The organism is Dyella japonica DSM 16301, assembly GCF_001010355.1.
In the GTDB taxonomy this organism is placed as follows: domain Bacteria; phylum Pseudomonadota; class Gammaproteobacteria; order Xanthomonadales; family Rhodanobacteraceae; genus Dyella; species Dyella japonica.
Genome location: NZ_JPLA01000014.1, coordinates 75,044 through 90,179 on the forward strand (window position 1 = coordinate 75,044; position 15,136 = coordinate 90,179).

Sequence of the window (15,136 nt, forward strand, 5' to 3'; positions counted from 1 at the left end):
GCTCTCACCGGGGCGCTTCTCCGTTACGCCGTTGCCTCCGGCACCGGCGGCGGCTCCGCCAGCTTGGGTTTGCGCGCCCGCCAGTAACCGCCCTTGCTCCACGCCTCAAAACCCCAGCGCAGCCACCCGATCAGCGCATTGGCCAACCACAGCGCCCACAACAGCATGGCGATCTTGTAGACCCACAGCGACACGCTGAGCACGCCGCCCTGCGGCAACACGTTGTCGGTCTGATCGGCGAACCAGTTGAGCTGCCACGCAGTGGAATCGTTGCCGCTCACATGCATGTCGGGCAGACCGAGCAGACCTTTGGGCACGGCGGAGATCAGCACGGCAATGGCCACCAGCGTGACGATGCCCAGTGCCATCTGCGCCAGATTGAAACTTGCGCGATAGCGCTCTGACGGTACATGACGCGCCCGCAGTCCCAGCAGGATCAACCACGCGACCACCACGGCGTACGCACCCCACGCGAAGGCCGAGAAGCCCAGCCCCAACAGCAGCCATTGATGAAAGCGCAGCGGCGTCGGCGCGTAGCGGGCCAGCAGCCAGGCCGCCAGCAGCAGCACGATGAGCTGCGACCAGTACAGCACGGCGGGTCCCATGCGCGGCCCCCAGGTCCACAGCACCCAGCGGCTTTCAGGGAGCGTGTGATGCAGCTGGATATTGGCTGCCGGCGCGTTCAGCTCGAACGGCGGCGTGCGCGTACCGAACGCCACACCTTGCGGCTCACGCAGGCGCAGCGTGTAGACATGCGTGCCGGGCAGCAGCGGCAGGCTGAGCTTGTCCTCACGTATCGCCAGACTCAGGGAGATGGCGTCGCGCCGGGCTTCCAGCAACTCGGCGCCCTTGGGCAAGCCGATGGCGTGCTCGCCTCCGCGCGTGCTGCGCGCCGTGAGCGTGAGCAGGGTTTCCGTGCTGCGTTCACCTGCGCGGCTCTCCACGTCCACCCGATCGAATGCCAGGCTGTCGCCGGCGATGGCCTTGGGCTGCGTCACCGTCACGTGCAGGCTCTCGCCAGGCAGCGGCTGGAAGCGCAGGCCGTCATCGTCCTGGCTGGACGGCACGCCCTTGGCATCCAGATGCCACATGGGCGAGGACTGCAACACCCACGTTTCCGCGCGCTCACCCAGTCCGGGTGCCGTCAAGGCCAGCGCGTCGGTGCGATCCAGGCGGCTCGTCCAGCTCTTGCTGTCTTCGCTGGCGTTGAAGGTGACCCCGATGCGGCCGTCCTGCACGCGCGCGTCGTCGCCCAGCGGATGCTCGCCGGGAAGCAGCGGCAATTCCAGGCTGAAACCGCCTTCGCTTGGGGCGATGCGTTGCACGATGTTGCGTACCGTCCATTCGCTGCCGAGCATCAGCGTGCGCGTCACCCGGACATACGGCGGGAAGGCCTGTGTCACGGCAGCGGGTGTGCCGCCGTCTTCCGTCACACGCACGCGATTGAAGGTGAGGCTATCGCCGAGCAGGCGCCCGTCGGCCACGCCATCGGGTTTCCAGCCGCTGCCGTTGAATACGATGTGCTGCGGGCGCAGCGGGAAATGCAGCGTCGCGACGTCGGCCGATGATGCGCTGTAACGCAGCGCCACGTGGTGCACGCCACGCTCCAGCCTGACCAGCACGTCATCGTCGTTGCGCGTCAACGCAGCGTCGCGGTTGTCGACTGCCACGCTCTGCAACATCAACACGGGGCCACCCAGTGGCAACGGCACGGCAACCTCGGTGCCGGCGTGCACTTCCATGTCCACCACCAGCTGATCGCCATTCGCCTGGAACGCGGCCTGCGCCACGGCCACGCAATCGGGCGCGCACTTGGGCGCCTCGGTGAGGCGGTCGCGCAAATGCGCCAGCATGCCGTCGGTCGGCGTGACCTGCGCATGGGCGCCATGCGGCCACAGGGCAAGCATCAGCAACGCCGTCGCGCCACCGCGTATGCGCAGGCCGCGCCACTGTCCCTGTATCGTGGGCCAGAGGCGCGAGGCCAGCCTGGCCAGCAGCATGATCAGCAAGGCCAGCATCGCCACGCGCAGCAAGCGAACCAGCCATGCGGGCGCAATGACCAGCCGGGTGGTCTGATCGGCGGTGACCGGGCCCGACCAGGCGAGGCGATAGTCGTTGCCGACATCCCAATCAGGCGTACCGCGACCGGCCTGGATGATGCTGCGGGCATCCGACTCCTGCCCGACATTGATCAGCGAACCGGTGACGGTGATCGACTCCAGTGCGACGGGAGCCTTGGCTTTCTGCACGATCTTTGGTGGCGCCATGCCAGGGTGCCCGCCCATGATGTCCGCGGGCGCCGGCGCGATCATCGCTGGCGCGGCTTCCTCCGACATCGCTACCGGTGCACCCGGTGGCGGTGGCGGTGGCGGCGCGGGTTGAGCGTTGTATTGCGCCTGTTCCACCATGTCGACCCGTGCCTGCACCCGGCGGCTCACTTCCGACTGGACGCCGCTTTGCACGCGCCCTTCTTCCAGCTGTGGGTGCAGTGCATATGACATTTGCGCGGCCGCAAATGGCAGCGTCCACAACACCCCGATCACCAGCAGCGCGATCGCGCCGACGCGTGACGCCCACCGCAACTTGCCGTCGGGCAACGCACGCATCAGCAGCGCCAGGGCAAATGCCAGTGCCAGCGTCCAGCGCGGCGCGCCGGCTTCGTGTTGTGCCAGAGCAAGAAAGCCCAGCGCAACGAACGCCCACGGCCACCCCAGCAGGCGACCCGCGAGCAGCGCAATCAGCGCCACCACGAACAGGTCGAGCAGGCTCCATTGCGCTACCCAGGAGTCGGGCGAATGATCGGCGCCCGAGGCACCGATCAGGCGATAGCCATAAGGCAAGTGCAAGGTGGCCTCGATGTTCTCCAGCGGCAGCAACCAGCCGCCCGCTGGCGCGCTGCCGCGTTCGGGCAGCCGCAGCCCAGCCGTCAGGTTGAGTCGCGCGTCGCGAAGTTCGACGCCGCTGCGGCCGTTGCCGCCATCGGTCACCAGCAAGGGGCGTTCCGGTTGCGAGGCGTTCTGCAATTGCCAGGGCGCCGCCACATCCAGCCGCTGGCTGCGCCGCAACGAGCCGGTCAGGCGATCGGCGGCGGTAAAACCCTTGCCGTCGAAATCCAGCCACAGCTGACGATGCAGCGTGAGCTGATCGCCCTGCCCGCCTTCACCACCGCGCATGCCTTGTTCGATGCTGAGCCCGTGGTTCGCATCGAGGGCAAAGGCGGGAAGATCCGCCCATTCGCCTGGCACATCGGCCTGGCCAGCATCGGTGGCCTGACCCTCGACGCGCGTGCTGCGGAACGACGGGTCGTCGGCGTAGCTCCAGATTTCCTGCGCCGGCCAGGGTGCTCCCGGCAAATTCAGACTGATCTGTTTGGACACCTCGGTACTGCGCGCGCCCAGCGTGATCGTCCACTGACCGGGACGCAGCTGCACGCGAAGGCGTCCGTCACTTTCCAGCCGTGCCGGCAGGCCGCCTTCGATAAAGGTGGCGACAAAACCTTTGGGCAGGACCGGCCCCAGCAGCTGCTCGCGCGAACTGCCGGTGACATTGAGCTGCAGCTCCGTCTGCAGATCGGCCGGCATACCGTCTTCCAGTCGCCGGAACACGCGCATGGACAAGGCATCGGCCATGCGCTGGGCCTCAGCGGCTTCGCCCAGGGTCAATTGCGCGCCGTTGCGCTCGACGCGCGTCACGGCTGTGCCGTCGAGCGTCAAGGAAACCAGGCCAATGGAAACCGGCACCTGCAGACGCGCCGGCCGGTTGTCCCAGGGCAGCGTGCCATGCAGCGCGTAATCGCCGGGCTCGAGCAGCAACGAGGGCTTTTCGTCGTGCTCCAGCACGACCATCGGCTTGCCGTTGACACTCACCTGCTGCGGCCAGTTGCGCGCATCGCCAGGCAGCGCCACCCAGCTGCGTCCATCGACATGGACGTCCAGACCGAAACGGGCACCGGTCTTGCCCGCATCCAGCGTGAGCCGCCCGGGCCACGCACACTGGCGGTCTGCCGTGGTGCCGCTGGTGGTGCTCAGCACCGGGCACGCGTGCTGCGGCACCTCATGCAACACCCAATCCTGCCAATCCTTCAACGGTGGTGGTACGTCCTGCGCCATGGCTGGCGCGATAAGCAACACGAGCGGGCACAGCCATTCCCACGGACGACGCATGTCTCTCTCCCTGACTACCCGGGTGGGCCGGCTCAGTGTAGGTGCCGGCAGAAGGCGCCGGAAAGCACCCTCGTGAGGTCTAACGGGCTCAGGGGAGAAAAGGGTTCAAGGCCATGCACAAAAAAACCGGGCGGCTTGCGGCCGCCCGGTTGGGTAACACTCGTCGCCCCTAAACCTCAGCGCAGGATCGCAGCGGCGTCCTGCTTCTGCACCAGGGCGTGGCACAGCAAGGTGGATTCGCTGGCCTGGGCCAGGCCACGCTCGGCGCCGCTCACGTCCTTCGCGCGATCCTTGAAGAACGCCTGCAGGCGATCAGCTTCATCCTGCGAGCAGCCGCCACCACCGACGAGGTCGGGCAGACGGCCACCCGAGAAGCTGCCGGTGCGGTCCACGATCTTGTCGTAGTTGCTGGTGGTCCACTGCCACGAGGCATCGCGTTCGGCGCGGGTGTCGCGGCTGCCGTGCAGCAGCATCGACATCTCGCCGACCTTCACCTTCTTGTCGAGGGAGAAGTTGCGCACCTGCAGGGTCAGCGCCGGATCGTTCGCTTCGGCCAGGCCATCAAGCATGGCGTTGCGCAGGGCCGGATCGCTGGTCTGCGGCACTTCGGCGATGAGCGCATCGACCGCAGGCTTGCCACGTTCCTGCACGGCCACGCCGAGCGAGGTACCCAGCAGATCCGCATCGGCGGCCGCAAAGTCCAGGCGACCATCCGCCTTGCGCTTGAGCGCGGCATCGCCCTGCTTGAGCAGTTCGGCGCGCACTTCCGGCAGCTTCACCGTCAACGCGAGTTCGTCGGCCAGCGTGCTGCGCAACAGCGAGTCGCTGTCGGCCTCGTTGGCCTTGCGCTGGTAACCGAGCTGCTGCATGCGCGGCAGATAGGCGGCCTTGGCCCATGCGGCGAGCTTGGCGCGCTCGGCATCGGTCTGCGCCAGGTTGCGGTAGATCCAGTTGAACGTGGTCAGCGGCGCGGTAGCCACTTCGCGCGTCTTTGACGAAGTCAGCGGCTTCAACGCGGCGAGTACGTCGCCCGCATCGAGATCGCCGTGCTTGAAGCTGGCGTAGACCGCATCGGCATAGGCGAGCTGTTCGGCGTCGTCGAGCTTGCCGATCTGCTTGCCCAGATTGCCAAGGTCGCTCTTGGCCATGGCGAAGCGGTAGTAGCCGCTGCCATTGGCATTGGGCAGCACCCAGGTGCCCTTGCTGGCGCCTTCGAGCACCATCGAGCCGGTGGCCTGGTCGAGCAGTTCGCAGCTCACCTTGCTGCCGTTGGCGGTGCCGTAGCGCACGCACATCGGTACGCCCCACACCTGCTTGTCGTCGCCCTTGCTGCCGGTCGGCAGGTAGCGGCTCTGGCTGAGCTTGAGCACGATCTTGCCGCCTTCCTGGGTCAGCTCGGTCTGCACATAGGGCACGCCCGGCTGGTTCAGAAAGCTCTTGAACGCCTGCTTGAAGTTGTTGCCCTTGTCGGCGGCCGTGGCGATGGCATCGATCAGATCATCCGCCGTGGCGTTGCCGAATTTGTGATCCTGGATATAGGCGCGCATGCCCTTCTGGAACGTCGCCTCACCGACGTAGCCTTCGAACATGCCCAGCACCGCCGCACCCTTCTGGTAGGTGATGCCGTCGAACGCGGTTTCGATATCGCCGTTGCCGGTGATCGGCTGGCGGATCTTGCGCGTGGTGACCAGGCTGTCGCCGTTCATCGCACCCTGTGCGCCGCGCACGCGATCGAGATCGGCGCGGTATTCCGGATGCACCTTCTGCGTCACCTTCTGCTGCATCCAGGTGGCGAAGGCTTCGTTGAGCCACAGGTCGTCCCACCAGGCCAGCGTGACGGTATCGCCGGTCCACTGGTGGGCCAGCTCATGCGCGGTGACGTTGAACGAGCCGCGCACGTAGTTGGCCGGGGAATCCGGATCGATCAGCAGCAGCCAGTCGCGGAAGGTGACCAGGCCCGGGTTTTCCATCGCACCTGCGGAGAAGTCCGGCGCGGCGAGCAGGTCGAGCTTGTCCCACGGATAGCCGAAGCCGTAGTAGTCCTCCAGCGTGTGGATGATGCTCGGCGTTTCGCCCAGCACATGCTGCATGCGATGGCCTTCGCCCTTGGCGGCGACGCCACGCAGCTCCAGCGCATCGGCGCGGTACGGCGTGGACGAAATATCCGGACCCTTCACCACGTCCCACGGGCCCACGCCGAAGGCAACCAGGTAGGTCGGCAGCGGCTTGGTGGTGGAGAACGTCAGCCGCTTCCAGCCGTCGCCGGCCTTTTCTTCCTTCACCTGCTTGGTGTTGGCCACGCCCACTTCGTCATTGGGAATAGTCAGGCGCACATCAAACGGCGTCTTGAAACCGGGCTCGTCGAAGCCGGGGAAGGCAAAGCGCGCGCTGATCGGCTCCATCTGCGTCATCGCGTACGGCTGGCCTTCGTGGCTGACCTTGTACAAGCCCTGCAGCTGCTGGTTGAGCGGCGCGCTGTAGTTGAACGCCAGGGTCAGCTCCTGCGGCTTGAGCGTGCCGCCGAAGTCGATGCGCACCACGCCTTCCTTCGGCGCCACTTCCACGTACTTCGCCGCGTGCGCCTTGCCGGCCGCATCGGTCACGGTGACCTTGCTCACCTTCAGCTCGCGGCCGTGCAGCCACAGGTGATCGGAGGCCTGGGTCAGCTTCACCTTGATCACGGTGGTGCCGGAAAAATCCTGCTGGCGCGGGTCCACCTTGAAGTCGAGCTGGTAGGACTCCGGCTGGGCCCAGCCCGGCAGGCGGCCATGCGGCTGGTCGTCGGCAGCGGGCGCAGCCAGGGCGGCGCCGCAGCAAGCTGCGAGGGCGGTAAGAACGAGCGGACGGACAAAACGGCGCATGCGCAAAGGCTCCCCTTGGGTAAGACAAACGCCGACCCTAGGTGCTGCCGTGACTTTGGACACAGTGCCAGAAGGCATGATTGGACCGTCTTCAGACTAAGCCTGGCGGAGGGCAGACACCGGTCGCCAGCGCTTAACGCCCAGCGTGACTGACGCCGGCCCAGGCATTGCCTAAGGCGATCAACAACCCCACAATCATTGACGATACCTATCACTAGAACATCGACCCCGCCCATGAACCTGCGCGACCTCAGCTATCTCGTTGCCCTCGCTGAACACCGTCACTTCGGTCGTGCGGCGGAGGCGAGCTTTGTCAGCCAGCCGACGCTGTCCACCCAGATCAAGAAACTGGAAGACGAGCTGGGCGTGGCGCTGGTCGAGCGCACGCCGCGCAAGGTGTTGCTGACCGAAACCGGTCGCGAGATCGCCCGCCGTGCGCGCGGCGTGCTGTCGGAGATCGACGAGATCAAGGCGATTGCGCAACGCACGCGCGATCCGGAATCGGGCACGCTGCGGCTGGGTATTTTCCCCACGCTGGGACCGTATCTGCTGCCGCACCTGGTGCCGCTGGTGCGCAAGCACTTTCCGCGCCTGGAACTGCTGCTGGTGGAAGAGAAGACCGAGCAGGTGATACGCATGCTGCGCGAGGGCTCGCTCGACGTGGGCATCCTCGCGCTGCCGCTGCATGAGGACAGCCTGCACACGCAGTTCCTGTTCGAGGAACCGTTCGTGCTGGCTGTGCCGGAAGATCATCCGCTGGGACTCAAGCACAAGCGCCTGAAGCTCGACGACCTGGCCGACGAAAGCCTGCTGCTGCTCGAAGACGGTCACTGCATGCGCGATCAGGCGCTGGAGGTATGCCAGCTCGCCGGTGCCGGCGAACGCTCCGGTTTTCGCGCCACCAGCCTGGAGACCTTGCGCCAGATGGTGGCCGCGAATGTCGGCATCACCCTGCTGCCCACGCTCGCCATCAAACCGCCGGTGGCGCGCACCGACAACGTGCGCCTGCTCGAATTTGCAGGCCGTGCGCCGAGCCGCCGCATTGCGCTGGTATGGCGCAAGAGTTCCTCGCTGGGGACGTTCCTCAAGCGCTTCGCCGAGGTGATAGGCGACCTGCCGGAAGGGCTGCTGCAGCCGGGCATCGTCGAGGGCAAGCCTGCGCTCAAGTCGGGACGCTGACGCCGCATGCAGCGCTTCATTGTGGTCGGTCTGCTGCTGATTGCCTTACTCGGCGGCTTCAACGCGTGGCGCCATCGCGCCATCACGCACGCGCCCGGCATGCTGGCGACAGACGTGCCCACGCAGATCGATCTGGGTGTTGGCGACACCTTGCGACGCGGCGATTTCACCCTGCAGACCCGTGCGCGCTTCGAGCTCACCGCACGTGTGCTGTCACGCGAAAACTACCGCTTCGATGCCGGCGCCACGCTGGCGCCGATGGATCTCGCGCTCGGCTGGGGGCGCATGTCCGACAGCGAGGTGCTGGCGCAGATCCAGGTCAGCCAGGGCAATCGTTTTTATCACTGGCACGTCGATCATTTTCCGATACCGCGCCGCGAGATCGAGCAGTCCAGCGCCAATATGCACATGATTCCCGCCGATGACGCCGCGCGTCGCGAACTGGAACATGTGCGTGCGGGGGAAGTGGTCCACCTGCAGGGCTTTCTGGTCGACGCGAGTCGTGCCGATGGCTGGCGTTGGCGGACGTCGATGACGCGCGACGATACGGGTGATGGGGCGTGTGAGTTGGTTTATGTGGAGAGTGTCGAGCCTGTTTCGCCCTGAGGGGAAGAGTGTCGCGCACAGGGTGCGCTCCCACAATGTGCGGCACCCTCCCTGTGGGAGCGCACCCTGTGCGCGACGCTCTTCGCGACCACTGATCAACCATCAATACCGCAACAACGCCTCCAACGGCGCGCTTCCATCCTGCCACCGCTCGCGCCCCTGCAAGCTGGCCAGCTCGATCACTACGCTGGCTCCGACCAGGTGCGCACCCAGCTTCAACACCAGCGCACGCGCCGCGGCCAAAGTACCTCCCGTCGCCAGCACATCGTCGACCAGCAGCACGCGCTCACCGGGACGCAAGGCATCGTTGCGCGCCTCCAGCCGATCCACGCCGTATTCGAGCTGGTAATCGACCGACACCACCGGTGGCGGCAGCTTGTTGGGTTTGCGCAGCGGCACAAAGCCCGCGTGCAGTTTCTGCGCCAGCGCCGCGCCGAAGATGAAACCGCGCGATTCAATCCCACACACCGCCTGCACGGCACTGCCCTGCCAGGGCGCGGCCAGCGCGTCGATGCAGCGGGCGAAGCCGCCGGCGTCGGCCAGCAGCGGGGTGATGTCGCGGAACATCACGCCGGGCTTGGGAAAGTCCGGTACGGCGCGAATCAGCGACTCGATCTGTTGCAGCGTGACATCCATGGTGTGTGACTCCTGGGCGGCCGGGCGGCGAGCCGACAGCGTACCGTGCCACGCGAATCGGGCCGGGGCGACATGACAAACGGAATACCGGCGGTGCCGGCAGGGGAACGCCGCCGTTCAGCAGAAGGCGGGCAACGGGGCGTCGGGGTCTTCGTCGGGGTCGTTCAGGGCCAGCCGGGCCTCCTGCAGATCCCGCTCCACCTCGCGCACCACTTGTTCGGCGGCCGCCAGGCTGGTTTCGGGCACCAGCACGGCCACGTAGTCCAGGGCAGGCAGCTGTCCCACCGCCCCGGTGAGGTATTCGCCGGATACGAACGCCGGGATGTCGGCGCGCTCCAGCGCGTCCTTCACCAGGTGGGCGTCGATCAGGCTTTCGGCTCGGTAAGCAATACGCATGGCAGCCACGCTACCCCTGCGGCGATATTCGGGCAAGCCTTGCTTGCGCGGGCGTTGCCGGGACAAAGGCCGCGGTTCACCGAGGATCGCGACCTGTTCCCTGCCCCGGCCAGCCGCTGAAAAGCGGCCGAAACACCCCCACCTACGGGACGAGGTAAACTTCACCGTTTCCGCCACCGCGACCGAGCTTCGATTCCCGATGTCCACCGAAAACGCCGCCGTTGAACCCATCGCCTCCGCCGCTGCCCCGCAGGCCGAGGGTCAACGCGACTTCATTCGCCAGATCATCCGCGAGGACCTGGCCACCGGTAAGCATCACGCCATCCGCACGCGCTTCCCGCCCGAGCCCAATGGCTACCTGCACATCGGCCACGCCAAGGCGATCTGTCTGAATTTCGGCATCGCCAAGGAATTCACCGGCTGGTGCAACCTGCGCCTGGACGACACCAACCCCGGCAAGGAAGACCCGGAGTTCGTCGAGGGCATCAAGGACGACGTGCGCTGGCTGGGCTACGAGTGGCACGACCTGCGTCATGCCTCCGATTATTTCGAGGTGTTCTACGACTCGGCCATCAAGCTGATCAAGGATGGCGTCGCCTACGTGGACGACCTGAGCCCGGAAGACATGCGCGCCTATCGCGGCACGCTCACCGAGCCCGGCCGCAACTCGCCGTTCCGCGAGCGCAGCGTGGAAGAGAACCTCGAGCTGTTCCAGCGCATGCGCGCCGGCGAATTCGCCGATGGCGCCAAGACGCTGCGCGCGAAGATCGACATGACGTCGGGCAACATGAACATGCGCGACCCGGCGATCTACCGGATCCGCAAGGTGACGCATCAGAACACCGGCGATGCGTGGCCGATCTACCCGATGTACGACTATGCGCATTGCCTGTCCGATGCGCTGGAAGGCATCACGCATTCGCTGTGCACGCTGGAATTCGAAGACCACCGCCCGTTGTACGACTGGTTCGTCGACAAGGTCGACCTGGTCAACCATCCGGAGCTGTGGCAGCACCTGCGCGAAGGCGGTTTCCGCACGGAACCGGCCAAGCCGCGACAGATCGAGTTCTCGCGCCTCAACCTCTCCTACTCCATCACCAGCAAGCGCAAGCTCGCCCAGCTGGTGAACGAGAACCTGGTCGATGGCTGGGACGATCCGCGCATGAACACGTTGCGCGGCCTGCGTCGCCGCGGCTTCACGCCGGGCGGCCTGCGCCTGCTGATCGAACGCCTGGGCGTGAGCAAGCAGAACAGCATCATCGATTACTCGATCCTGGAAAACTGCATCCGCGAGGATCTGGACGCGACCGCGGCACGCCGCATGGCCGTGCTCGATCCGCTCAAGCTGGTGATCACCAATCTGCCGGAAGGCCACGAAGAACAGCTCAGCTTCTCCAACCATCCCAAGGACGAGAGCTTCGGCACGCGCCACGTGCCGTTCTCGCGCGACCTGTGGATCGAGCGCGAAGACTTTGCCGAAGTGCCGCCGAAGGGTTTCCATCGCCTCAAGCCCGAAGGCGAAGTACGCCTGCGTGGCGTGGGCATCGTCAAATGCGACGAGCTGGTGAAGGATGCGGACGGCCAAATCATCGAACTGCGCTGCTCGCTCGACCTGGAATCGCGCCAGGGCATGCCGGGTGCGGACCGCAAAGTGAAGGGCACCATCCACTGGGTGAGCGCGAAGCACGGCGTGGCCACCGAAGTGCGCGTGTACGACCGCTTGTTCAACGTGGCCGATCCGGATGACGAGACCGACGGCAAGACCTGGATCGAGCACATCAATCCGGACGCCAAGCGCGTGGTCACCGCATGGCTGGAACCGGCCGCGGCGAAGGTTGATGCGGAGCAGCGCTTCCAGTTCGAGCGTCTGGGTTACTTCGTGGCCGATCGCGTCGATCACCGCTCGGACAAGCCTGTTTTCAACCGCACCGTCACGCTGCGCGACGCGTGGGCGAAACAAGCTGGTTGATATCCGCGTCACAAGGAACGTTGCATGCTGCGCCAACAGATACACCTGACCCTGCCGCCGTGGATCGACGAAGTGGTCGATACGCAAAAGCGCTACATCACCGACGAGGAACGCGTGGCTCTTGCCATCGAACTCTCTCGTTTGAACATCGAGCGCAGCCATGGCGGCCCGTTCGGTGCGGCGGTGTTCGATGGACAAGGCCGCGTGATCTCGGTGGGCGTCAATCGCGTGGTGCCGCAGACCTGTTCGGTCGCGCACGCCGAAATGATGGCGTACATGAGTGCGCAGCAGCGCCTTGCCGCGTTCCGGCTCAATGCCGATGGCGGTCGCTACACGCTGGCCACCAGCGCGCAGCCGTGCTGCCAGTGCTATGGCGCCACCGTGTGGGCCGGCGTGGATGAGCTGCTGATCGGCGCGCGTGCGCAGGACGTGGAAGAGCTCACCGAGTTCGACGAAGGCCCGTTGCCGGCCGACTGGGTCGGCGAGCTCGAAAAGCGTGGCATTGCCGTGCGCCGCGACATTCTTCGCGACGAGGCGCGCAGCGTGCTGGCGACCTACGGTCAGAGTGGGCAGCACTATTGAGCCGCCTGCGCGCCGCGCTTCCGCTGATCCTGCTGGTATTGGCCGGCATCGCCTTGTTCAGCTCCGGCCTGATGGACCGGCTGCATCCGGAGCAGCTGGTGCAGCACCAGGACCAGCTGCGCCAGGAGATCGAAACCGCGCCGTGGCTTAGCCGCGTCACCTTCATCGGCCTGCTCACCCTGGCCATGTCCACCGGCATCCCGGGCACGGTGATCATCATCATCGCCGGCGGTTTTGCCTTTGGCGCGGTGGAAGGCAGCATCTACTCGTCGATCGGGCTCACCTTGGGCACGCTGATCCTGTTCCTGGCCAGCCGCTATGCCTTCGGTGCGGGCAGCAAACATCCGCCCGCCCTGGTCGACAAGCTGCACCACGGTTTCGAGCGCCATCCCGTGGCCTACACCATGTTTCTTCGCTTCGTGCCGGTCGCACCGTTTGGCCTGATCACGGTGGCGCTGGCCTGGCTGCGCTGTCCGCTTTGGCTGTTCATGGGCGCCAGCTGGCTGGGTGGCACCGTCTCGCTGATCTTCGAGACATCGATTGGCGCCGGCCTGGGCGCGGCGCTGGCGCAAAGCCATGGCCATTTCGGGCTGGAGCTGCTGATGCAGCGCGGCGTCTGGATGCCGCTTACCGCGATTGCCGTGCTGGCCCTGCTGCCGTTGCTGGTCGAACGCTTGACCAGCCGGCGTCACAAGACCGCCCTGGTGAGCAGGGCGAGCCATCCTCCAGAGTAAGACCGACAAGCGCCATAGCCCGTTCGGAGGCCCCCAGTCGGCCTGCTGCCTGACTCGGAAAATCGCGCTAGGCTGGCCCAGCCTGACGCATGCAGCGTGCAAGGGGACGTGATGGGTGCAGGGGTCAATTCCCGGACAGTGCAATGGTGGCGTCGCACGTCGCTGATGCAGCGGCTTGCCCTGGTGACACTCATCCCGACCTTGGTCACCGCCACCTTGCTGGTGGCCATGCTGGCGCCGCAGCAGGTGATGACCTTGCGCGGCATGGCGCAGAACACCGCCGACGCCATCGCGACACAGGCTGCCTCGGTCACCGCCGCCCCGTTGCGCGACATGCAGCGGCGCGAATTGGTGCGCATCGCCGAATCCATCAGCGACCTGCCGCATGTGGCCCGCGTGCAGATACGCGCCGCCGACGGCGAGATCCTGGCCGACAGCCTCGGGCGCAGCGGTGCCGACAACAACGAAGGCCTCACCGTGGTGCGCGACGTGATCGACAGCGAGCGCCCGGGGCAACCCGTGCTGGGCTCGGTGGTGGTCGACGTGAGCCTGCGCGATGCGATCGCGATGCAGCAGGCGAGCCTGCGTCACGCGCTGGTGGCGCTGGTGATCAGCCTGTTCGTGGCCGCCATCATCGCGTGGCAGGCGGCGCGCTGGATCAGCGCGCCGCTGCGCCGCCTGGTCGATGCCGTGCATCAGCTGGGCCGCGGCGACCGGCATGTGGAGGTGGAGGTCACCGACCAGACCGAAATCGGCGAACTGCAGCGCGGCTTCAACAGCGCTGCCATGGCGCTGTTCGACGTGCAGCGCGGCATGGAACGCGAGATCGAACACGCCACGGTGGAACTGGCGCGCAAGAACGCCGCGCTCGAAGCGGCCAGTGTGGCCAAGGCACGTTTCCTCGCCGCGGCTTCGCACGATTTGCGTCAGCCGCTCTATGCACTGACTCTTTTTTCTTCGTCGCTGGCCGAGGACGAACGCGACCCGGTGCGCCTGGATCGCATCGCGCATATCCAGGAATGCGTGGAAGCGCTTGATCACCTGTTCAGCGAACTGCTTGACCTGTCGCGCCTGGAAACCGGCGCCATGCAGATCGAGATCGCCGAGTTCCCGCTCGACCAGGTGTTCCAGGAAGTCAGCCGCAATTTCCGCATGATCGCCGAGCAACATGGCTTGCGGCTGATCATGCGCACCACTGATCTGTGGGTGCGCAGCGATCGCACCATGCTCTCGCGCATCCTCAACAACCTGGTCAGCAACGCACTGCGCTATACCAGCCGCGGCGGCGTACTGGTGGTGGCGCGGCAACGTGCGGACGGCACCGCGCGGGTGGATGTGTGGGATACCGGCAGCGGCATCGCACCGGAGCACCAGGTGCGCGTGTTCGATGAGTTCTACCGGGTCGAATGCCACAGCAACGAACACGATGTGGGTCGCCGGCGCGGACTCGGCCTGGGCTTGGCCACCGTACAACGCCTGGCCGAATTGCTCGACACGCAGGTGGAGCTCAAATCCAAGCCCGGACGTGGCAGCGTTTTCAGCTTCCACCTGCCCCAGGTGCCTGCACAGCACATCGCGGCCAGCGTTGAAGAAGCCTCGCCGGATGTGTCGGGCATGCGCGTACTGGTGATCGACGACGAGCCCGCCATCCTCTCGGGCATCCGTTACCTGCTGTCCAGTTGGGGCTGCGAAGTGGCGGTGGCCGAGGATCGCGTGCAGGCCTTGCAGGCCGCGGAAGACTGGAACGTGCCGCCGGACATCGTGATTTCCGATCTGCGCCTGCGTGACGGCGAAAGCGGCCTGGACGTACTGGCCGCGCTGGATGCGCATTACCAGATCGACGGCAATCCGCCGTTCGCGCGCCTGCTCATCACCGGCGAAACCCGCAGCGATCGCCTGCGCGAAATCATGGCTGCACGCATACCCGTGCTCTACAAGCCGGTGTCACCCGAACAGCTGCGCGAAGCGCTGATGGTGGCGTGGAGCGCCTCGCGCGCCACCACGGCCTGA

At 66.0% G+C, this 15,136-nt stretch carries 10 protein-coding genes; 6 read left to right on the forward strand and 4 right to left on the reverse strand.

Annotation, left to right across the window (positions count from 1 at the left end; translation table 11 throughout):
- Positions 1-23: 23 nt before the first annotated feature.
- Both Y882_RS06230 and Y882_RS06235 read right to left on the reverse strand, forming a co-directional pair.
- Positions 24-4,163, reverse strand: a complete 4,140-nt coding sequence (locus Y882_RS06230) for a hypothetical protein (RefSeq protein WP_046971034.1) — start codon at positions 4,161-4,163, stop codon at positions 24-26.
- A 176-nt stretch (positions 4,164-4,339) separates the two neighbouring features.
- Positions 4,340-7,024: a M1 family metallopeptidase gene (locus tag Y882_RS06235; protein WP_046971035.1), complete on the reverse strand. Its 2,685-nt coding sequence runs from the start codon at positions 7,022-7,024 to the stop codon at positions 4,340-4,342.
- A gap of 234 nt (positions 7,025-7,258) precedes the next feature.
- Here Y882_RS06235 and oxyR point away from each other — a divergent pair, with 234 nt between their 5' ends.
- Together oxyR and Y882_RS06245 are read left to right on the forward strand one after the other, a co-directional pair.
- Positions 7,259-8,203 carry a DNA-binding transcriptional regulator OxyR gene (gene oxyR / locus Y882_RS06240; protein WP_046971036.1) on the forward strand — a complete coding sequence of 315 codons (945 nt, stop codon included), beginning with the start codon at positions 7,259-7,261 and terminating at the stop codon, positions 8,201-8,203.
- 6 nt (positions 8,204-8,209) lie between these two features.
- Complete coding sequence (locus Y882_RS06245) at positions 8,210-8,809, forward strand: hypothetical protein (protein ID WP_046971037.1); 600 nt, start codon at positions 8,210-8,212, stop codon at positions 8,807-8,809.
- A 102-nt stretch (positions 8,810-8,911) separates the two neighbouring features.
- Here Y882_RS06245 and Y882_RS06250 read toward each other — a convergent pair whose 3' ends face one another.
- Both Y882_RS06250 and Y882_RS06255 read right to left on the reverse strand, forming a co-directional pair.
- Positions 8,912-9,445 carry an adenine phosphoribosyltransferase gene (locus Y882_RS06250; RefSeq protein WP_244466263.1) on the reverse strand — a complete coding sequence of 178 codons (534 nt, stop codon included), beginning with the start codon at positions 9,443-9,445 and terminating at the stop codon, positions 8,912-8,914.
- Positions 9,446-9,562: 117 nt separating this feature from the next.
- Positions 9,563-9,841, reverse strand: a complete 279-nt coding sequence (locus tag Y882_RS06255; RefSeq protein ID WP_046971038.1) for a putative signal transducing protein — start codon at positions 9,839-9,841, stop codon at positions 9,563-9,565.
- A 199-nt stretch (positions 9,842-10,040) separates the two neighbouring features.
- Between Y882_RS06255 and Y882_RS06260 the strand changes: the two genes are divergently transcribed.
- From Y882_RS06260 to Y882_RS06275, 4 genes are all read left to right on the forward strand, one after another.
- Positions 10,041-11,810, forward strand: coding sequence for a glutamine--tRNA ligase/YqeY domain fusion protein (locus Y882_RS06260; protein WP_046971039.1), 1,770 nt, complete (start codon positions 10,041-10,043; stop codon positions 11,808-11,810).
- Positions 11,811-11,834: 24 nt separating this feature from the next.
- Complete coding sequence (locus tag Y882_RS06265; protein ID WP_046971040.1) at positions 11,835-12,392, forward strand: nucleoside deaminase; 558 nt, start codon at positions 11,835-11,837, stop codon at positions 12,390-12,392.
- Positions 12,389-13,126: a TVP38/TMEM64 family protein gene (locus Y882_RS06270; RefSeq protein ID WP_046971041.1), complete on the forward strand. Its 738-nt coding sequence runs from the start codon at positions 12,389-12,391 to the stop codon at positions 13,124-13,126. Before Y882_RS06265 ends, Y882_RS06270 begins: the two co-directional genes overlap by 4 nt.
- A gap of 165 nt (positions 13,127-13,291) precedes the next feature.
- Positions 13,292-15,136 carry an ATP-binding response regulator gene (locus tag Y882_RS06275; RefSeq protein WP_211259129.1) on the forward strand — a complete coding sequence of 615 codons (1,845 nt, stop codon included), beginning with the start codon at positions 13,292-13,294 and terminating at the stop codon, positions 15,134-15,136.